This window comes from Microcoleus sp. M2_D5, from assembly GCF_036701935.1.
In the GTDB taxonomy this organism is placed as follows: Bacteria; Cyanobacteriota; Cyanobacteriia; order Cyanobacteriales; family Microcoleaceae; genus Microcoleus.
In genome coordinates this window covers 50840-71167 of record NZ_JAUBRP010000021.1, presented here as the reverse complement: position 1 = coordinate 71167, position 20328 = coordinate 50840, and the positions used below count along the sequence as shown (strand labels likewise).

Here is a 20328-nt window from a genome sequence, read left to right as displayed (position 1 = left end):
TGTGCTTCTAAATCTGTAAAGCCTGTGCTTCTAAATCTGTAAAGCCTGTGCTTCTAAATCTGTAAAGCCTGTGCTTCTAAATCTGTAAAGCCTGTGCTTCCAAATCTGTAAAGCCTGTGCTTCTAAATCTGTAAAAAACAGAAAACCAATGAACCAACCAAGAATAATCTCTCTAATTCCCAGTGCAACCGAAATTGTAGCACTTTTAGGATTAACCGATGCAATTGTGGGCCGTTCCCACGAATGCGATTATCCCCCAGAAATCCAAAATTTACCTGTTTGCACTCAGCCTAAATTCAATCCCGAAGGAACTAGCAGCGAAATTCACAACCGCGTGACAGAATTGTTGCAAAATGCGCTAAGTGTGTATAAAGTAGAAATAGATACGTTGGAAAAATTGCAGCCGACTCACATTATTACTCAAGCTCAATGTGAAGTCTGCGCTTGTTCTCTAATAGAGGTTAAACAAGCAGTAAGTACGCTGGTAAATAGCAAGCCGGAAATTATTTCTTTGCAGCCGAATCTGCTAGCAGAAATCTGGACGGATATTCAGCGAGTTGCTGATGCTTTGGGCGTAGATGCCAAAAGTGCGATCGACCTTTTGCAATCCCGCATTGATGCTATTATTTTAAAAACCAAAACATTAACCGTTAAACCCACAGTAGCTTGCATCGAATGGATTGAACCTTTGATGGCTGCGGGTAACTGGATTCCCGAATTAGTCGCAATGGCGGGAGGCAATTCGCTGTTTGGAATTGTCGGGGAACATTCCCCTTGGCTAAAATGGGAATCGCTAGTAGAAGCTAATCCCGATGTAATTATTTTCATGCCTTGCGGCTTTGATTTAAACCGCACTCGCAGCGAAGCAATGCAAATAACTAAATACGCAGAATGGGCTAATTTGCCAGCAGTAAAAACGGGGAAAGTTTACATAACTGACGGCAATTCTTACTTTAATCGGCCGGGGCCGAGATTGGTTGATTCGTTAGAAATTTTAGCAGAAATTCTCCATCCCGAAATCTTCGATTTTGGCCATCGAGCTAAGGGTTGGCAGCTATTTTTGTAAGTACCCGCTGCTAGCTAAAGCTTTATCTATAGCAGTCCTCGCATCATTTGTGAATTTCTTACTGCCTCCCCTTGGGTTCGGGGAGGGCTGGGGTGGGGTAAAAAATTTACGACTCCTGCAAGGATTACTATATATTAATTCGGAATTGCCTGCCATAAAAATAAGGACACAACAATGTTGTGTCCTTACTTCGCCTTCATTTAACCAAATCTGACATCAATTGATGCAAAAACTGCTATTTTTACATCCCATCGGGTGGCATCAAAACCTTGTCAATTACGTGAATAACGCCGTTGCTAGCTTTGATATCAGCTTTCACAACATTAGCGCCGCTTACAGTAACTTTGCCTGCGTTAACTGCCACCTTCAGCGAGCTGCCTTCAACACTTTTAACATCGCCGGATTTGAGGCTAGTAGATACAACCGAACCAGGAACAACGTGGTAAGTTAAAATCTTAGTAAGTTTGGCTTTGTTTTCCGGTTTGAGCAAATCCTCCAAAGTTGCTTTTGGCAAAGCAGCAAATGCCGCGTCTGTCGGAGCAAAAACAGTGAAAGGGCCTTTTCCTTGTAAAGTTGTAACCAAACCGGCGGCTCCCAAAGCCTTTGTCAGCGTCTTGAATTGAGCGTCGCCAGATGCAATAGCGACAATATCCTTCGCCTGAGCCATTGGTGCCGGTGAAGCAGCGGTTTTCACATTTCCTGCAACTTGTTGAGTTTGATTTGTATTAGCAACATTGGTGTTGGAGTTGATGTGAGCCCAAGCCGGGAAACCGATTAGCGCGCTAGCGCCGATTATTCCTGCGAAACCTGTGAGTTGTTTGATCCAACTAGGTAAATTTTGATTTTTCATGGCGCTTGCATTTCCTTATGAGATAAAACAGTGAACATGAATTGTTATGTTAGCCACATCTCGACAAAAAGCAAGGTTGCCAGAGGCTAAGGTAGAGAGAAAATTCTCTTGCATCCCCGATCGACCAAAACTTCCTTAATATAACGCAACCTAAGAAATCTGGCATCAACCGTTAAATCTGTAACTCAAAACCTCAATCACCGAACCAGTTTGGGGTAAGTCAGCAGATTTGATCGAAATCGTGTCATTGTTCAATCGGCGCACCGGCGTACCCTCCATCAGGGCCAAGAATTCATCCAGCGGCACTAAATCGCACGCAGCAGCATCGGCGGCTTGGGTTTTGAAATGTGTCGGAATCACCATCTTCGGTTTGAGAAGTTGCAAAGTTTGCTTCGCTTCCGCCGGAGTGTAAGCTTTCGGCCCGCCGCCCACGGGAATCAGCACTACATCGGGCCGCCCGATCAAGATTTGTTCTTCAATGCCGATCGGGCCAGCAACTCCGCCCAAGTGTAAAATTTTAACGCCCGCTTGCTGCCACAGCCAAGCCACATTGACCCCAAATCGCCGTCCACCTTCACGGTCTTTTTGCGTTCTAATCCCTTGAATCCGCAGCCCGTTAGACCTGTAAGACCCCGGTTCGTACAAAAGGCCGGGATTGCCCGCAAATCCGTCGATCGCCCCTTCATCGAGCAACCGGCTGCTAATCAGAATCAAATCTGTTGGTACTTTAGGAGAGCGATAGCCAGCCGTACAGCCCAGGGGGCGAAAAGGATTCACCAGCACCCTCGCACCGCCTCCGGCGAACAAGAAGCAAGTGTGGCCCAACCACTGAACCGACAAAGAATCAGCAGTTTGAGCTTGATAGCTTTCCCATCCAGATGGTAAACCAGTGAAGAAAGCTGCTAGCAAACCCGTCTGTGCGTAACGTATTAATTGTCGCCGTTTCATCTTGTGGTGGGGGTTGTCGGGTGTTGGTCGTCTGTTGTTATACCACAAAACACCGCCAGTCGATTTTAGATTTTAGATTTTAGATTTTAGATTTACTTGCAGCATTGAATCTGGAATCTCGAACAGGAGTCTAAAATTTGGGGTTCACCACGACAGGAGTGGGGGGCTTGTATCCTTTTTGAGGCGGTTCAGGTGCGAAAATGTGTACCCTACTCTCACCGTAAGGTGCTATGAGAGCGAACCCTACAAGTTCATAGAAATTCAACTAATGAATGAGAATTAAATAACTTCCACTCTTGAAAGTGGGATGGGCCTGAAAGCCCGTCATGAGTGGACGGGCGGGACGCCCATCCCACAATAACAATTAAAATTGTAAGCTATTTAATTCGCGATCCTAAAGTCTTTCCAAGAAATTTCGCAATAATTGCTTTCCCGCAGTCGTCAAAATACTTTCCGGGTGAAACTGTACACCTTCAATGTGCGGATATTCCCGGTGCCGCACGCCCATAATAGTTCCGTCTTCAACCCAAGCCGTAATTTCCAAAACTTGTGGACAACTCTGCTTTTCAATTACCAAACTGTGATAGCGAGTTGCAATCATCGGCGATTCCACGCCCTGAAAAACTCCGGTTCCTGCGTGTTCTACCTGAGAAGTTTTGCCGTGCATCAACACGGGTGCAGAAACAATTTTGCCGCCGAATACTTGACCGATACTTTGATGTCCGAGGCACACGCCTAAAATCGGTAGAGTCGGCCCCAATTCTTTGATTAATTCCAGAGAAATTCCCGCATCTTCCGGCCGCCCCGGCCCTGGAGAAATTACCACGGCTGCCGGCTGCAATCGGCGAATTTCTGCTAAGGAAATTTGGTCGTTGCGGTAGACTTGCACTTCGCTGGCTACGGGCAACTGGGCACCGAGTTCTCCTAGATACTGTACCAAATTGTATGTAAAACTGTCGTAGTTATCGATGACTATAATCACGGGTTAAGTTAGATTTTAGGTTTTAGATTTTAGATTTTAGATTGACTCGCTGCCTGAAAGCAAGGGTTTTAAGATTTTAGATAGATGCCCAAGATAAAAAATAGCTGCAATATAGACGAATAGAACTAAAAATCTCAAATTGGTCATCTAAAACCTAAAATTTGCGATCGCCCAATAAGTGACTAACGGCCGATCGCAATTTGAACGACTGCCCACAAAGGAGGAAGCAGAAGTGCAGTACCGACGATGATCGCAGCCATTGCCGATACCAGAACTGCTCCGGCACCGCAGTCTTTGGCAATTTTGGCTAGTTCGTGGTAAGATTGCCCGACTGTCAAGTCTACCACCGATTCGATCGCCGTATTCAACAGTTCCATTGCTAAAACTATGCCAATGGTGACGCCGATCACAGATATTTCTACAGGTTTCAGTTGCAAAAATAGGCCGAGTCCGATCGCCAAAGTGCCAATAACTGTGTGAATCCGAAAATTGCGCTGAGTTTCAAAAGCATAACTCAGACCCCCCCAAGCGTATCTAAAACTCGTAGCTAAGCTAGATGCGATTTTCCACGACAGTTCTCGGTTGTATTTCAAGGCTTTTTTAGGCTCGTGGACTGTCTGGCTAGAAGAGTCTTGAGGCATGGGCAGAAGCTGTGCGATTTGTGATGAAATTGAGGGTCTATCTAGTGTCATAAAGAACCAACTTTAATTTACAGAGATGAATGAAAGCTAAACTTTTCAAATTAACTTCATCTAGTCTAGGTAACTTTTCTAAGTTTTTACTAAAGTTTTGCTGTAATTTCAGAAAGTTATGTTGCGCTTGACATGATTTGTTAAGTAACCATCAACTTAAGTTATGCTGTTTGGATCGCAAGACCGATCGCCCGCAGCAATGTTTCTTGTCGATCGAGCATTTGAGTCAGACTTTCTTCATCCGGGTGATCCCAGCCCAAAAGATGCAGAAAACCGTGGGCTGCCAGCCAAGCTAGTTCGGTCTTCAGGGGATGTCCTTGCTGCTGGGCTTGTCGGTTAGCTGTATCGATCGAGATGACGATATCACCCAAGTATAGGGGTTCAGATGACTGCATTTCCTCTAGCTGAGGACAGTCTACCTCTAAAGCTGCGAAAGCTAGTACATCCGTCGGTCGATCGAGCTGGCGGTACTGGAGGTTGAGGGCTTGCATCTCCGTATCGCCGGTTAAACGCAGACTGACTTCGTAGCCTGGGGCCACTGGCACATCCGCCGCCTGGTTTTCCAGCCAAACGCTAAACCAATTTTCCCAGGTTTCGGCTGCTGAAATCTCCCCGCTGGCTGCACTCTCAGGGAGGTTGGAAGCGTCGGCAGACTGCTGGGCGAGCCCGTAACAGTCTTCGACGTTCACCTCTATTAACATTTTTTTTCTCTCATGTCAAGGGATATATTCAATTTTTTTACAAATTGCAATTGCGCGATCGAGCGGCAGGGGATTTTGCTGTTGCTGGAAAGATACAGTAATCTGTTAGAGATTGCAACAGGCAGGCAAAACAATCAGCTTAATTGCCTATTTATGAAAGATGAAATTAGAGATCGAAATTAGATGCTGATTGTTGGAATCCCCGATTAAGAATTGAAATAGCGATCGAGAAAAGCCAAACCGACGAGTACGCCTAAAAGTCCGATCGCTGTCAAAGCAAAATGAAACAGAGAAGTTGCCCGCTTGCGAACCATGTTCCGCATCGCCAGCTTGACATAACTCGGTGGAGGTGCATTGTTTGTCTGCGCTGTCGGGGTTTCGGCGGACTCTTCCGAGGCGGGAATGGCTGAGGGAGGTTGACTCATAACGGTTAGTTTAGAAGGTTAACAGAGAGGCTGCCGAGAACAGACTCGCCACGATGGTAACAAATATGTAACGTTTTGTGTAGATTTTTTTAGGTTTCAGATTGTCGGAGGCTGGTTTCGGACAACAAAGCATCCGCCCAAACTGCATCGGATTCTGAAAGCGCAGGGGCTAACTCAGCCATATAATCGAGGGTAATGTCATAGGCGGCGCGATCGTAAACCCCATTTAATAACGCTTGTAAATCTACAATTGGTTCCGCATCGCCCGCGCGCAAAGGCAATGGAAATGCAGGAATCATATCGGGTAAATTGAAAAGGTACAAATCTGCCAAAGGCCTTTGATTTCCCCGACTCACTAAAATTCGATAACTTGCCTCAATATCGTTACCAAAAACTGGCAGAGGTTGGTAACTTCGCAGCAAGTCAATCTCTACCAGATGAGTGCGACTGTTAAACACATTCTCTCGCTTTGTTTCGTACATTTCTCGCCCTTTTCCATGGCGCTTGTTTGTTGGAGAAAGCACTTCAATTACCGTCACTACTTTTTTAGTTTCTATTTCGACTACCTGCAAATAAGTTTCTTTTAATTCCAAGGGTAAAGGTATTGTTACCTTCAAATATTTGGCGGGTGGAGCGGCGACAGCAACATTAGAATCACTCTCGGTTCTTGGAGTCTGCGTGCGCTGTATTGTGACATCGGGAATGCCAATTAGTAAAGCATCTTCGCCACTAATTTGATAAATCCTTTGTTCGATATCTACTAAATATTTAGGCAGCAATTGCGGAGTTAAGCAATCTGCGATCGCCACTATTAACCTATTGTGAACAGAACGCCACAATTCAGGACTTTCTAAATAAGGATTCATCCCTGGAAACGGATTAGGCATTGAATTTAACTCCTGTTAATTTACCTAATTATATGATTTTAGCCTATCGATTAGAAAAACGCAGACAATATCAAAATATCATCTGCGTTAATCCGCGTGCATCTGCGGTTAAAATTTCCTAAAAATTCCCATAACTGCTAATAGCCCCCTGCAACCTCCCAATCACCTCATCAACCGAAATCGCCCCCAACTCTCCAGAAGCCCGAGTCCGAATATTCAAACTATTCGCCTCAACCTCCTTCGCACCCACAACACCCATCACCGGAATTTTATCCTTCTCAGCATTGCGAATCAACTTGCCCAAACGCTCGCTATCCTCATCAGCTTCAGCGCGAATATTTAGCGCCTTCATCTTCGCCGCTACTTCCTTCGCAAACGGCAAAAACTCCGCACTGACAGGCAACAACCGCACCTGAATCGGCGCCAACCACAGCGGAAAATCGCCCGCATACTGCTCGATCAAAATCCCGATCAAGCGTTCCAAAGAACCGAAAGGAGCGCGGTGAATCATCACCGGGCGCTTGCGAGTGCCGTCTTCAGCAACGTATTCCAAATCAAAACGTTCTGGCAAGTTGTAATCTACCTGAACAGTTCCCAATTGCCATTCTCTATCCAAGACATCTTGGAAAATGAAATCGAGTTTCGGCCCGTAAAAAGCCGCCTCCCCAATTCCCTCAAAATAATTCATGCCCAAAGTTTCCACCGCGCGGCGGATTGCACCTTGAGCCTTTTCCCAAGCTTCATCGGAACCGATGTATTTCTCTAAATTGTTCGGATCTCGGAAACTCAAACGCGCCTTAAAGTTTTTCAGTTGCAGACTCTTGAAGACTGACAGAATCAAATCCACCACATTCAAGAATTCAGCATCCAACTGTTCCGGCGTCACAAATAAGTGGGAATCATCCACCGTAAAGCCGCGCACCCGCGTTAAACCGCCCAATTCTCCCGATTGTTCGTAGCGGTAAACTGTGCCGAATTCCGCTAATCGCATCGGTAATTCGCGATAGGAACGCAATTCGCTTTTGTAAATTTGAATGTGAAAAGGGCAGTTCATGGGTTTCATCACAAAACCCTGTTCGTTTGCTGCGGCTTCCTCATCTTCTGCCATCAGCGGAAACATATCTTCTTTATATTTCTGCCAGTGGCCGGAAATTTTGAACAAATCGACTCTGGCAATGTGCGGAGTCACAACTTGCAAATAGCCGCGCTTGATTTGTTCTTGTTTCAAGTAATCTTCTAAAATACTTCTCAAAACAGTGCCTTTCGGCGTCCACAAAGGCAAACCAGGGCCCACCGGATCGGCAAAAATAAATAAGCCTAATTCTTTGCCAAGTTTGCGGTGATCGCGCCTTAATGCTTCTTCTTTGCGGTGTTTGTATGCTGCTAGCTGTTCGGGAGTTTCCCAAGCAGTGCCGTAAATGCGCTGCAATTGAGCTTTGGTTTCGTCGCCGCGCCAGTAAGCGCCTGCTAGGCTTTCGAGTTCGATCGCCTTTGGATTCAATTCACTGGTATTTTCTAAGTGAGGCCCGGCGCACAAATCCCACCATTCCTCGCCCACATGGTAAAGAGTAATCGGTTCGATCAAACCTTCTAAAATTTCTAATTTGTAAGGTTCGTTAATCTGCTTAATTCTGCGTTGGGCTTCCTCGCGGCTGACTTCTTCGCGAATTACAGGCAATTTACGGTTGATGATTTTGATCATCTCTTTTTTAATGGCTTTTAAATCCTGTTCCGTAAAAGGTTCGGGAGTGTCAAAGTCATAATAGAAACCGTTTTCAATCCAAGGGCCAATGGTCACTTGCGCCTTGGGAAATAACTTCTGCACCGCCATCGCCATAACGTGGGAGGTGGTGTGGCGAATTTTTTTTAGTGACTCCGACTCACTCGTGCGGGGCAACTCAATCTTAACGGACTCTTCTGGAGGGGACATGGATTCTGAGCTAGACATCGGCTGAATTAGCAATTAATTTAGTGGCAGTTGCTTCTATCTTACTCAGAATGGGACAGCAAGCGCCGACTTCCGGCTGGGGCACACTCCGGGAAATTACAGCAACAGCCCTGATGGTGGCAACGTTTAGTGCGTCCGGCACTGCGACTCTCAGAAACCGGATTTTTTACTATTTTGGTGGGCTGTCACCCGTCTTGCTATGAAAAAACCCGTTTTCTCAGCAACCGTGAGCTCGCGAACTAATTTGGCAGAATTTGGGGATTTCGACTCAAAAATCGCTGCTGGCATAGTTTAATTTATTCACACCCACCTGCTAATTGTTGTTAAATTATTAAATTTTTGTTAGAAATATGTTACAATTTGTAAAGACCGTCTAAGACTATAATAGATAAATAACCCAATTTTGATCCATGCTTAATTCCAACTTGCCCGAGCCAGAATTGCTCAAAGCGTTACTGGAACCGCTGTTAGAGGATTTCAATTACTGGTTCGCTCGCTCGGCAAAGCTCTTAGAAACTGAGGAAATTCCCTTTCTGGGCGACGAAGATCAATCTGACTTGCTGGCGCGAGTCAAACAGGCTCAGCAAGAAGTAGGCGCAGCTAAAGCTCTATTTCAAGCAACCGGAGGTCAAGTTGGGATTGAAACAGCAGCACTGATGCCGTGGCACAGACTGCTCGCCGAATGCTGGCAAGTATCGGCGCGCTTTCGCTCATTGCAATCAGCTCCCCCTGGAAAATAAGGAAGCGAGTTCAAGTTAAATTTGCAGTCAAATCCCAAACATGAGGAAATGTGCCGACTGACTTGACAACCTCAAACAGATTTCCAGTTAATAAGTTATTACTTGCTGAAACACTTTTGTAAATTGCTGTGTGGCTGTTTAGCCCGGAGGAGAAGATAATGTTGCACCTGCTTTATATTTTAGCTTTTACCGTTCTTGCCTTTCTGGCAGTCGGTAACTTAATCCGCAGTTTAGTTACCGTAGGTATGGAGTCCCAGCGCCCTCAACAGTTCAGGGCAAATAATCCCTACGCATCCTATCCTCGCTCTCAATCGGTACCGCATCCAGAACTTTTAGATGAATACGGAAACATAGTTAATGAGCCGCTGTTAGTGATGCGTTCGCTGACTGTCCAAGATGCCCGCGAACAATTAGATGCTCTCTACAAATCATCTCCGGGCGGCAACGACGAAGGGGGCGAACTAGCCTAAGACAACCACAGCCGCAGCATTTATACTTAGGCGCGATGCCTCAAAAAAAATATAGGACTTACAAGCTAGGTCTCAGAAGCCCGATTTATTCATAGATGGTGGGTAAAAACCGGGTTTCTTGGGATCTGTCGTCAAAATAATTGGTCGTTAGTTTTTAACTAATGGCTAATTATTTGCGCTTTTTTAAAGTTTAATTACCGATTAACCAGATCGCTCGCCAAAAAGCGATAATTATGGCACTTATATCCAATAGAGCGAGGATAGTTTGACACTCAAGTACAGGGAAACTAGGAATCTGGGCGGGCACGGCGGAGCGAATTTGGTCGAACACCGGGGTACCCCAGGAGAGCGAAACCGATTTCTTTGTACTTTACTTACCAAGTGCTGTAAATCTATCAGATACTGAAGAAGGAGCGCTCTAAACCTCCTATCAATCCTGTTTTGTCATCGGCAAAAATGCACGTTTAAGGCTAGATGATCGTCCCTATTTCGCTACTGGCAGAACTTCTGCAAGCTTTGCCCCAACTGCGGGCACAAATTTATTTCAAATCTTCCATGACAGCCCTGTCTCACGCGATGGAAGACTTAGTTTTGGCGGGTTCCGACGACGAACCGCTAGTCATTGCCAGCTTTCAGCGAGAGCGCTTCTACCGCCAGGAAGCTCACCGCTACCGGCGAATTGCCTCACGCTCCTCTCAGGTATACGTGCTGGCTGCACCGGAAACTGACTTTAAAAATTCCTCGGAGTGTCACGAAACTGTGGCGTTTCAACCGGAGGACGGATTAAGTAAAGAGTGGCATTTAGTGGTACTGGGGCAACACTACTCAACTTGCCTGATTTGTCAAGAAAAAATTGTGCCGATCGACAACCAGGAAGATCGCGGGCAACTGTTAATGGATCAAGCTCGCAGATTTGAAGGAATTTGGACGTTCGATCGCGAGGTAAGCTCCAAAGCGGCCGCATTGTTGCTCGATAGAATTGTCAAATATCGCCCGGAATTGGCCGAAAAGATCGATCGAGCGCGAACGACTTACAAACTCAAAACACCGAAAAAAACGAGGAAATCCGCGACTTCCAAAGCCGCCAAACCCGAAATAAGTACGAGAAAAAACTCAAAAATTCCCAATCCAAAATTGAGCGATGCTTTTACCGAACGCTTAGTAACCTACTTGCAAGCAGGCCAGCACAAACTGCTCAAAGCATACAGCGCGATCGCCGCTCAGGAACGCAAAGAACGCCTGGTAAACTTAATTACCACGGCAATGCGGCAGTCTCTCAACCCGCAAGAAATCGTCGAAGTCGCAGTCCAAGAACTCGGCACTGCCCTCTCGGCAAGCCGATGTTTGATTTATCGGTGCAAGGCAACAGATGTGGCGGTCAAAATCGATCGCGAGTTTTTGCGTCCGGGTGCTAGTTCCCTGCTGGATCAGACTTGGCTGTTGCAGGAAAATCAAATATGGATCGACGCGGTGGCGCGACAAGAGCGAGTTTACATCCAAGACACAGCACAACACCCGCTGATTGTCAATACACAATTCCTGGAAAAAACTGTAAAAAATTGGCAAATTGTCTCTTGGTTAATGGTGCCAGTGCTTTATCAGGGGCGGGTTTTGGGAATGGTGGAAATGCACCAGTGCCGATCGGTTTTGCCTTGGGAAGAAGACGAAATTTCTTTAGTAGAGGCGATCGCCACCCAACTCGGAGCAGCCTTAATTCAAGCAGAAACCTACGCTCATTTAGAAGAACTCAACCAACAATTAGAAGCATTAGACCGCACTCGCAGCAATCTAATTGCCATCACCGGACACGAACTCCGCACTCCTCTTTCTACGATTCAAGTGTGTTTGGAAAGTTTGAGTTCCGAACCAGATATGCCCGCCGAATTGCGGCAAATCATGTTAGAAACAGCCCTCGGCGATGCCGATCGAATGCGGAAACTCGTGCAGGATTTTTTAACTCTTTCTCACTTAGAAAGCGGGCGAGTTCAATGGAATGTAGAATCGCTGACGCTGCAAGAATGCGTTGATTTGGCCCTCAGCAGCGTGCGAGCGGGCGGCGGACTCGATCGACCGTTACCGGAAATTATCGCCGAAGTGTCCGCAGAATTGCCTTTAGTGCAAGCAGACGGAGAGTGGTTGGTGGAGGTGCTCTCCAAACTGCTAGACAACGCTTGCAAATTTACCACACCTCAAGGAAGGGTGACCATAAGAGCGAAATGCAACGGTTCTCGGATGGTGGAAGTGCTCGTAGCCGATACGGGGAGGGGAATAGAGGCGAACAGTTTAAAAGTAGTGTTCGATCGATTTTATCAAGAAGAAGGAGCGCTGCGCCGCAGCGCCGGCGGTACCGGTTTGGGATTGGCAATTTGCAAACAGATTGTTGCCGGCTGGGGCGGTAAAATTTGGGTAGATTCCGCAGGAAAAGACCGAGGAAGTGAATTTCACTTTACTATTCCCACTGTTTAGATTTAATTGATAACAGTTAACTAATCACTAATTACTGATTAATGATTACTGCAAACTACCTCTCGGTTTACCCTAAATCGGCATACCTATCGCCAACTCTGTTCCACATTCTCTAGCTCTCTTTTGTCACTTCGGGCGAGAGTATAGCGGTATGGTGCGTCGCTCATTGATAGTGGTAAATAATCAGAATTCGGGCGGCGACGCACCCTACTTTAATTAGAATAGGAGTAGGATAATCATCTCTACCGAAAGTGACAGAAGAGGGCTAGGGTGCGCCGCAGCGCATATTACTTATTTCTCAACTATCGTTGTAGGGTGCACGCTGGGGACATTACTTAGGATCGCGAATTAAATAACTTACAATTTTAATTGTTATTGTGGGATGAGCTCTTATAGCCCGTCCACTCATGACGGGCTATAAGAGCCCATCCCACTTTCAAGAGTGGAAGTTATTTAATTCTCATTCCTTAGCTAACAACTCTTTTTAAGGGCGTGGGCGACCTAAATTAACAAGACGTTGGCAAAAACTGGGTTTTTCAAGGAAAATAGTTGCTTAAAGCCTTGGAACTAAGTTAAAAAACCGGGTTTGTGAGCGTCTAAGCGGGCAAGTCTCGATCGACTTAATAGATCGACCGAGACACGATAGCACAGAAAAGTTTTCACGGCAGAACCAGCCTCCGCTGCTACACCCTCTCTCACCCTCAATCCTCACCCTGTGAGATAGGCCTTAAAGGTGATGTGGCCGCGCGGTCTTCAGCTTTAAAATCGAAAGTATCAAAGCAGATTCAGGACGCGCTTGCCGTCTTAAACCCGGTTGGGCGACAGAATACCTAGGGAGGCTGCCCAAAATTAATACCAGTTTAAAATAAGAATCAAACTGTAGGTAAGCTGCAAACCCCCGTAGTAATCAGTCATGCCGAATCTAAAATCTAAGATATAAAATGGCATAAGTCTCTTGTCCGCAAGTCGTGAGATGGTAAAAGCCGATCGAATCTGTTGAGGCACTGCCGATGCCAGTGTTGATTCGTGAAAAGTTGAGAATGCAAATATTTTGCCCGGAAAAAGTTTTTTTCCAGAAGAATACTCAAACCTAGAGGTTAGGAAAATCGATTATGACACTTACAACCCAGATGAAATCTACTCCACCTATAGCCAAAAAGCCACAACTACAATTAGGTTCTCAAGGTAAAGCGGTATTGGAACTCGAACAACTGCTAACCAAGTTGCACCTTTACCGGCACCCTGCTAAAGGAATTTTTAACAAAGCCGTTGAATTTTCTGTGAAACTGTTTCAGTTTCGGGTTTTCTTGTCGCCCGACGGCATTGTCGGGCCGCTGACTTGGCAGGCGCTTTATACTGGAGCTCCAGTTAATATGCCGGTACTCAAATTCGGCAGTTCTGGGGAAGCAGTCGCTACTGTTCAGGAAGTTCTCAAAACTTCCCAGCATTATGGCGGTAAAATTGACGGCGACTTTGCTACTTTGACGGACAAAGCTGTTCGCGCATTTCAAAAAAGCTTTGGGATTCAGGCTAACGGGATTGTCGATCGAGAAACTTGGACTGCTTTGAGCCAAATTCCCCGCGGCTATGACCCTAATTGGTTCTTGACTTAGGGTTGACGCGGTAAATTGATTCGATCGTGTATGGGGGAAATTGGGGGAATGTGGGATTATTCTGGTGCCCTACAAGCACCAGGATAATTGCTGTTTTTTTTTGATTATTTTTTCGGGATTCGTGCTGCCTAATTTTGTTTTCTAACTTTGGTGGAAATTACCAATTATCAATTATAGCCCCGATCGAGTAAATGAGGTAGGTAGTTGGGATGCGAGCCCTCTTTTTTAGCCGTTATATTAAGTTGTCAGTCATACCTCATCTACCTGAGAATAGCTATATTAATTACTAATTATCAATTATCAGAAAAGATCGAGCGTGCAAAAACTGTTAACTTTCCTAACAATTTCGACAGCCGTGTCGCCTCATGATGATACGATGCCGTAAAAATCCTTTGGATATGTTTATGGCAGAAGAACTCACTGGACAACCCCCTCTTTTCGGCGGCAGCACCGGCGGCTTGCTGACCAAGGCGCTAGTTGAAGAGAAGTACGCGATCACTTGGACTAGCCCCAAGGAACAGGTGTTTGAAATGCCTACAGGCGGCGCTGCAATCATGCGTCAAGGCGACAACCTGCTGTATCTGCCCCGGAAGGAGCAGTGCATCGCTTTGGGCGGCCAGCAACTGCGGGCTAAATTCAAAATCTCGAACTACAAAATTTACCGCGTGTTTCCCGACGGTTCTACTGAGTACCTGCATCCTAAAGATGGCGTGTTCCCAGAAAAGGTGAACGAAGGTCGTCCCTACAACGGTAAGATTGACCGCAATATTGGCAGCAATCCCAATCCGATTAAGGTCAAGTTCACCGGTAAGAAAACTTACGATCCTTAGACCATGAGTGCATGGCTGAGCAAAACATAGGTAATATTGCCTCGAAATGCTCAGCTTGTAAACTTGTTTTTGCAGTAGTATTCTGGCGCGGGAGGCTAAGCCCGCAGCGCCCAAATACTACTGCAAACTTCAAATATAATTAAAAGTTAATCGTTAAATTAAAAATGAATGTCGCAATCAGGCGAGCGCAGCCTTCTGATATCGATGTTTGCGCTCGCATTAATTATGAAGCTTTTAAAGATATTTCCGATCGCCATCAATTCCCTAGTGATTTTCCGACGCTGGAGTTTTCAACTGAAATTATTGGTCTTCTGATCGAAAGTCCGTTGTTTTTTGGCATAGTAGCCGAGAGCTCCGGTGCGGTTGTCGGCTGCGGGTTTATGGACGAACGCAACCCGATTCGCGGTATCGGGCCTGTCGGTGTCGATCGAACTTTTCAAGGCCGCGGCGCGGGACGGGAAATCATGAAAGCTTTGCTGGAACGCGGACAGGACGCTGTGGGTATCCGTTTGGTTCAGGAATCTTTTAATCTGGCTGCGCTGTCGCTGTACGCTTCTTTGGGTTTTGAGGTAAAGGAACCCTTCGTGTTAATGGAAGGGAAGTTTCGCAGCCAGCCTCCGCATGGGTTTGAGGTGCGCCCGATGGCTAGTGAGGATGTTGGTGAATGTGCCGCTTTGTGCAAGAAATTATACAGGTGCGATCGAATTTCGGAGATTGAAGACGCCGTGAATTTCTTTTCTCCCTTCGTTGCTTGCAAACAAGGTCGGATTGTGGCTTATACTTGTGCGGTGTCGGCTTTGAGCCACAGCGTCGCAGAAACTGAGGCGGATATGGAGGCTTTACTGTTGGGGGCGGTTGCGTACAGTTCCGAAGCACAGGTTTCTTTCCACTTGCCGGTGCGTTACGCAAGTTTGTTTCGCTGGTGCTTGCAAGAGGGGCTGCGCGCCCTCAAGCCGATGGCGGTGATGGCACTTGGCGAGTATCAGTCGCCGGAGGGATGTTGCTTTCCGTCTTTTGTTTATTGATTGTATAGCGAAGTTAGTATATGATATTTCCCGATTTCTCACAATTTTCGGAACTGGCGAAACAAGGCAATTTTGTACCCGTGTATCAAGAATGGGTTGCTGATTTGGATACGCCGGTGTCTGCGTGGTATCGGGTTTGTGCGGGTCAACCTTACAGTTTTCTGCTGGAGTCTGTCGAAGGTGGGGAAAAACTCGGGCGTTATAGTTTCTTAGGGTGCGATCCGCTGTGGATTTTGGAGGCTAAGGGATCTCGTACAACTCAAGTTTACCGTGACGGTTCCGAAAAAGTATTTACAGGCGATCCGTTTGCGGCTTTAACTGAATGTTTGGAGTCTTATCAACCGGTAAAATTGCCGCAGTTACCGCCGGGAATTGGCGGGTTATTTGGTTTTTGGGGTTACGAGTTAATTAAGTGGATAGAACCGCGAGTTCCCGTCCATCCAGCCAGCGAGAATGATTTGCCGGATGGGTTGTGGATGCAGGTTGATAATTTGCTGATTTTCGACCAGGTGAAGCGGAAAATTTGGGCCGTCGCCTATGCGGATTTGCGGGAGGTTGGCGTTGATTTGGCCGATGCTTATCAGCAAGCGTGCGATCGCGTTGGCAAGCTAGTTCAGAAGCTGCAATCGCCGCTTTCCCGGCAATCTACTCTCATAGAATGGACACCTCCCAATAACGGGCAAGATGCCCGTTCCACAAGAGATAAGGACGGGCAAGATGCCCGTTCCACAACCGGGAATACAGAATTGGCTTACACGAGCAATATTAGCCGTGAAAAGTATTGTGCCAATGTCTTAAAAGCTAAGGATTATATCAAAGCAGGAGATATTTTTCAAGTAGTTATTTCGCAGCGACTAGAGGCTGAATACAGCGGCGATTCTTTTGCACTTTACCGCTCTTTGCGTCTGATTAATCCTTCTCCGTACATGGCTTATTTTCATTTCGGAGATTGGCAGATTATCGGTTCGAGTCCCGAAATTATGGTGAAGGCGGAAAATACTGCTGATGGCAAAAAGATAGCAACTTTGCGGCCGATTGCCGGCACTCGCCGTCGGGGTAAAACTCCTCAAGAAGATGATGATTTGGCTGCTGAATTGCTGCAAGATCCGAAGGAAATTGCGGAACACGTCATGTTAGTAGATTTGGGCAGGAACGATTTAGGCAGAGTTTGCCGAAACGGTACTGTAAAAGTTGACGAATTAATGGAAATTGAGCGTTATTCTCACGTCATGCACATTGTGAGCAATGTGGTGGGAGAATTGGCCCAGGATAAGACAGCTTGGGATTTGTTGAAAGCTGGTTTTCCGGCGGGTACGGTTAGCGGTGCTCCGAAGATTCGGGCGATGGAGATTGTGCACGAGTTGGAAGGTTGTCGCCGGGGGCCGTATTCTGGGGTTTACGGGTATTATGATTTTGAGGGGCAATTGAATAGTGCGATCGCAATTCGGACTATGGTTGTTCGTTCTTTAGATGGTGACAAACATTCGGTTTCTGTGCAAGCAGGTGCTGGTTTGGTGGCTGATTCTAACCCGGATATGGAATATGAGGAAACGCTCAATAAAGCCAGGGGAATGTTGGAGGCAATTCGCTGTTTGAAATAGTGAGGCTCCGCCTCTGGATCTGTGTTACCAGGCAGAGCCTGGTAACAAGAAATTCGCTGTTTGAAATAGTGAGGCTCCGCCTCTGGATCTGTGTTACCAGGCAGAGCCTGGTAACAAGAAATTCGCTGTTTGAAATAGTGAGGCTCCGCCTCTGGATCTGTGTTACCAGGCAGAGCCTGGTAACAAGAAAAATTTACCTAAGCCCCTAATATTCGAGTGACCGAAACTGCAACATCAGGAAATGCCAGCGGATTAATATTACCCTGAGTCAGAGTTTGTCTCGATTGATATCCTTCATTGGTAGGCTCTCGAAATACTATTAATTCCCTAGTTCGCAAATTGACAACCCAATACTCAGAAATGCCGGCTTCCGCATAAATCTTGCTCTTGATTCCCAAGTCTTTGCTCAGAGTACGATCCGAGTATTCTATCAGCCAAAAGATGTTTTCTGGATAGGGATGATGTTCTCGGTAATCTTGTCCCAAACGTTGAATTACAGCGATATCGGGTTGTGGCTCGGAGTTGCTTGGCGGCAAGATAATCGGTTTACCTTGGCGGATTTTAGCCCGATCGCCCAGCAAATAAATTAGGTACTCTCCAGCCTCATCGCTAGAGTAAGCATGAGATTCTCCTTCGGGAGCCATTTCGATTATTTCTCCACCTATTAATTCAACGTTTCGCCCTTCCAGAATGCCGGCTGCAATGATGCGGTGGTAGTCTGCAACCGTCCATTTTACAGTCGTGACGCTCACGGCGATTACTCCTATGTTTTTATTGTTATTTTAACGGCTGTCTTGCGATCGATGTAAAATATCAGTTATTGACTTTTATCAAAGGCATAATTATGAATTTTTATATAGTTGACGTGTTTGCCGAGTCAAAGTATGCTGGCAATCAACTAGCTGTATTTTGCGGTGCGGGAGTTGCCGAACTATCTGAGGCCCAAATGCTGCTGATAGCGAGGGAAATCAATTATTCAGAAACTACGTTTATTCGATCGCCCGATCCGCGAGATGGCGGCTATGACGTGCGGATATTCACGCCCAAGAAGGAATTGCCCTTTGCCGGTCATCCGACTTTGGGGACTGCGTTTGTGTTGCAGCAAGAGATGATTCGCGAAAAGGTCGATCGAGTAATTCTCAATCTAGCCGTCGGTCAAATTCCAGTTACTTTTAATTATCACAATGAATCGGCAGATATTTTGTGGATGCGACAAAACCCGCCTAGTTTTGGTCAAGTTTTATCAGCCGAAAGTCTGGCAAATGTTCTGAATTTAGAACCAGATGAAATTGATTCGAGATTCCCAATTCAAGAAGTTTCGACCGGAGTGCCGTTTATTATTGTTCCATTAAAAACTCTCGGATCGCTCAAAAAAGCTCAAGTCAACTTAGATAAATATTTTGAGCTAGTTGATACAAGGTCAGCGAAAGAAATTTTGATATTTTGCCCAGAAACTTACAGCGACCCTAATGATTTAAGCGTGCGAGTTTTTGCCCATTCATTAGGAATTCCAGAAGATCCGGCGACTGGCAGTGCTAACGGCTGTTTGGCTGGATATTTGGTAGAATACGCTTATTATGGGTCAGCAAAGATTGATGTCAGAGTTGAGCAGGGTTATGAAATCGATCGACCTTCTTTGCTGTTGTTACAAGCCGCCCAAAATGACGGGGAAATAGCAGTTTTGGTGGGTGGTAAGGTGGTGATGGTTGCTAAGGGAGAATTTGTGTAGAATTTTTAAGAGAGAATTATTAACCGCAGATGCACGCAGATATACGCAGATATGTACAGCTAGATTTAGATGTTTGTTTGGCGATTCAGATGTTACAATTTTGCTAATAGCGATCGCAACACTTTGTCTGCTTCCTGCAGTCGCAGCGCGGGAAAACCAGCCATCTGCGGCCTGAAGCCATTCTGTCTGAGTTTAAACAAAGCGCTTTTTTCGGAAAACTTGCAATTGAGTGCGATCGATCTCAACGACTACTGGCCGCCGTTTGTTGAGGACGATCGCATTGTGTCTGTTTAGCAACAGCAACTGAGCCAATATTGCCACAATCGCGCGCCTTTTGAGAAACTTGCCTTCAAAACGCGCCATTCGGACGATCGCCTCCTCGATTTTATAACAACAGTTGTTACCCTTCTGGGAAATCACAAAAATCGTTCCCGGTATGTAATCGCCTTCATTTGCCCAGAAAGCATACCTTTCGCCTAAAGTAAAGTAGTGGAAAACATTGTTAGCGGTGGAAGTTTTAGCTAACTTTTCCGAAACGCCCAAAGAATTAAAAACTACAGTGGATCTAATATAATCCGGGTATTTTGCGGCTATTTGCTGAGCAACTTTGCCGCCCAAACTTTCTCCGATGACATCGGGCGGATTCCCGCTGTGAAATTGCTGCTTTATCCAATCAATAGCACCCACAGTTTGCGCCGATTTTAACTGGCGTTCTAGTTTTGCCATAAATACATCTGGCGTATCTTCCAAAACCCGCTCGAAAGGATACCAAGAACCGTAGCCGCGAATCACTAAAACAGGGGGGTTATTGCCAGAAATGGGAACGCGACTTTCAGCATAAAAACCCGTCCGAGAGTCTTCAAACACTTTTCCTATGATATAATTTCCATCAATAACTTGCCCTTCCCCGTGCCGAATGTAAATTGAAGGATTATTGGGTTTAAAAGTATCGTGCAGTTGGGGTTTGGCAAACTTTTCATACAGGGAATCTAGCAAGTGCCTTCCCGTTTGGCGATCGACAAAATCAGATTTTGTTATTTTCATCCCAAATCTCATTTTTAACTGCTTGTGGGGGGAAAACCCGGTATTTTTGCAAAATACCTTTACCCAGATTTGGTAGGGGCGGGTTCACCAACCATATCTAACGATTACCGACAATCTAGATAAACCCGCCCCCCACCGCCGATAACCTACGTCAACCCAAAATTTGCATCGCATCGGAAAATGTACGTGATGATTTATGGTTCGGTTCGGGCGGGTTTTCGACATTGTTTGTTTCAGGCAATTATTGTTTGTGAACCTCCCCCTACAAGCACCCGGTGCATTGCATCGGAAAATGTACGTGATGATTTATG

21 protein-coding genes are annotated in these 20328 nt (G+C 46.0%); 9 read left to right on the top strand and 12 right to left on the bottom strand.

All coding sequences use genetic code 11. The features are described 5' to 3' along the window. Nucleotides 1-148 precede the first annotated feature (148 nt). Nucleotides 149-1066, top strand: coding sequence for a cobalamin-binding protein (locus QUA50_RS11670; protein ID WP_333264138.1), 918 nt, complete (start codon nt 149-151; stop codon nt 1064-1066). A gap of 241 nt (nt 1067-1307) precedes the next feature. Here QUA50_RS11670 and QUA50_RS11665 read toward each other — a convergent pair whose 3' ends face one another. From QUA50_RS11665 to QUA50_RS11620, 10 genes are all read right to left on the bottom strand, one after another. Beyond that, nucleotides 1308-1916, bottom strand: a complete 609-nt coding sequence (locus QUA50_RS11665) for a fasciclin domain-containing protein (protein ID WP_333264141.1) — start codon at nt 1914-1916, stop codon at nt 1308-1310. A 165-nt stretch (nt 1917-2081) separates the two neighbouring features. Further along, on the bottom strand, nt 2082-2864 hold the full coding sequence (locus QUA50_RS11660) for an MBL fold metallo-hydrolase (RefSeq protein ID WP_333264144.1): 783 nt from the start codon (nt 2862-2864) through the stop codon (nt 2082-2084). Between the two features lie 394 nt (nt 2865-3258). Further along, complete coding sequence (locus tag QUA50_RS11655; protein WP_333264147.1) at nt 3259-3846, bottom strand: aminodeoxychorismate/anthranilate synthase component II; 588 nt, start codon at nt 3844-3846, stop codon at nt 3259-3261. 182 nt (nt 3847-4028) lie between these two features. Beyond that, the gene (locus tag QUA50_RS11650; protein WP_333264150.1) at nt 4029-4538 is read right to left on the bottom strand and encodes a diacylglycerol kinase family protein; all 510 of its coding nucleotides are present in this window, start codon (nt 4536-4538) and stop codon (nt 4029-4031) included. A gap of 161 nt (nt 4539-4699) precedes the next feature. Then, nucleotides 4700-5239, bottom strand: coding sequence for an rRNA maturation RNase YbeY (gene ybeY / locus QUA50_RS11645; RefSeq protein ID WP_333233469.1), 540 nt, complete (start codon nt 5237-5239; stop codon nt 4700-4702). A gap of 206 nt (nt 5240-5445) precedes the next feature. After that, a complete protein-coding gene (locus tag QUA50_RS11640; RefSeq protein ID WP_333264153.1) occupies nt 5446-5664 on the bottom strand; it encodes a DUF3285 domain-containing protein in 219 nt (72 codons plus the stop codon). An 89-nt stretch (nt 5665-5753) separates the two neighbouring features. Then, nucleotides 5754-6551, bottom strand: a complete 798-nt coding sequence (locus QUA50_RS11635) for a DUF4058 family protein (RefSeq protein WP_333264155.1) — start codon at nt 6549-6551, stop codon at nt 5754-5756. 118 nt (nt 6552-6669) lie between these two features. After that, nucleotides 6670-8499, bottom strand: coding sequence for a threonine--tRNA ligase (thrS, locus tag QUA50_RS11630; protein WP_333264158.1), 1830 nt, complete (start codon nt 8497-8499; stop codon nt 6670-6672). Next, entirely contained in the window at nt 8492-8641 is a 150-nt protein-coding gene (locus tag QUA50_RS11625; protein ID WP_333264161.1) for a hypothetical protein, read from the bottom strand. The genes thrS and QUA50_RS11625 overlap by 8 nt, the downstream gene beginning before the upstream one ends. An 8-nt stretch (nt 8642-8649) precedes the next feature. Continuing rightward, nucleotides 8650-8787 carry a hypothetical protein gene (locus tag QUA50_RS11620; RefSeq protein ID WP_333401526.1) on the bottom strand — a complete coding sequence of 46 codons (138 nt, stop codon included), beginning with the start codon at nt 8785-8787 and terminating at the stop codon, nt 8650-8652. Between the two features lie 122 nt (nt 8788-8909). On the opposite strand from QUA50_RS11620, the gene QUA50_RS11615 reads away from it, so the two are divergent. The 7 genes from QUA50_RS11615 to trpE all read left to right on the top strand — a co-directional run bounded on the left by QUA50_RS11615 (nt 8910) and on the right by trpE (nt 17244). Further along, complete coding sequence (locus QUA50_RS11615; RefSeq protein ID WP_333264163.1) at nt 8910-9239, top strand: DUF2605 domain-containing protein; 330 nt, start codon at nt 8910-8912, stop codon at nt 9237-9239. A 158-nt stretch (nt 9240-9397) separates the two neighbouring features. Next, nucleotides 9398-9709, top strand: coding sequence for a DUF2973 domain-containing protein (locus QUA50_RS11610; RefSeq protein WP_333264164.1), 312 nt, complete (start codon nt 9398-9400; stop codon nt 9707-9709). A gap of 474 nt (nt 9710-10183) precedes the next feature. Then, a complete protein-coding gene (locus QUA50_RS11605) occupies nt 10184-12175 on the top strand; it encodes a DICT sensory domain-containing protein (protein WP_333264166.1) in 1992 nt (663 codons plus the stop codon). A 1112-nt stretch (nt 12176-13287) separates the two neighbouring features. Continuing rightward, nucleotides 13288-13788 (top strand): peptidoglycan-binding protein, encoded by a 501-nt coding sequence (locus QUA50_RS11600; RefSeq protein WP_333264169.1) that lies wholly within the window; start codon nt 13288-13290, stop codon nt 13786-13788. Between the two features lie 404 nt (nt 13789-14192). Further along, the gene (locus QUA50_RS11595) at nt 14193-14618 is read left to right on the top strand and encodes a photosystem I reaction center subunit II PsaD (protein ID WP_333264172.1); all 426 of its coding nucleotides are present in this window, start codon (nt 14193-14195) and stop codon (nt 14616-14618) included. Between the two features lie 164 nt (nt 14619-14782). Next, entirely contained in the window at nt 14783-15643 is an 861-nt protein-coding gene (locus QUA50_RS11590) for a GNAT family N-acetyltransferase (RefSeq protein WP_333264174.1), read from the top strand. Nucleotides 15644-15663: 20 nt separating this feature from the next. Next, entirely contained in the window at nt 15664-17244 is a 1581-nt protein-coding gene (trpE, locus tag QUA50_RS11585; protein ID WP_333264176.1) for an anthranilate synthase component I, read from the top strand. A gap of 197 nt (nt 17245-17441) precedes the next feature. Here trpE and QUA50_RS11580 read toward each other — a convergent pair whose 3' ends face one another. After that, entirely contained in the window at nt 17442-17996 is a 555-nt protein-coding gene (locus tag QUA50_RS11580; protein ID WP_333264179.1) for a Uma2 family endonuclease, read from the bottom strand. A gap of 92 nt (nt 17997-18088) precedes the next feature. Between QUA50_RS11580 and QUA50_RS11575 the strand changes: the two genes are divergently transcribed. Further along, complete coding sequence (locus QUA50_RS11575) at nt 18089-18973, top strand: PhzF family phenazine biosynthesis protein (protein ID WP_333264182.1); 885 nt, start codon at nt 18089-18091, stop codon at nt 18971-18973. Between the two features lie 192 nt (nt 18974-19165). Here the strand turns inward: QUA50_RS11575 and QUA50_RS11570 are convergent, their stop codons facing one another. Then, nucleotides 19166-20017: an alpha/beta hydrolase gene (locus QUA50_RS11570; protein WP_333264185.1), complete on the bottom strand. Its 852-nt coding sequence runs from the start codon at nt 20015-20017 to the stop codon at nt 19166-19168. Nucleotides 20018-20328 lie beyond the last annotated feature (311 nt).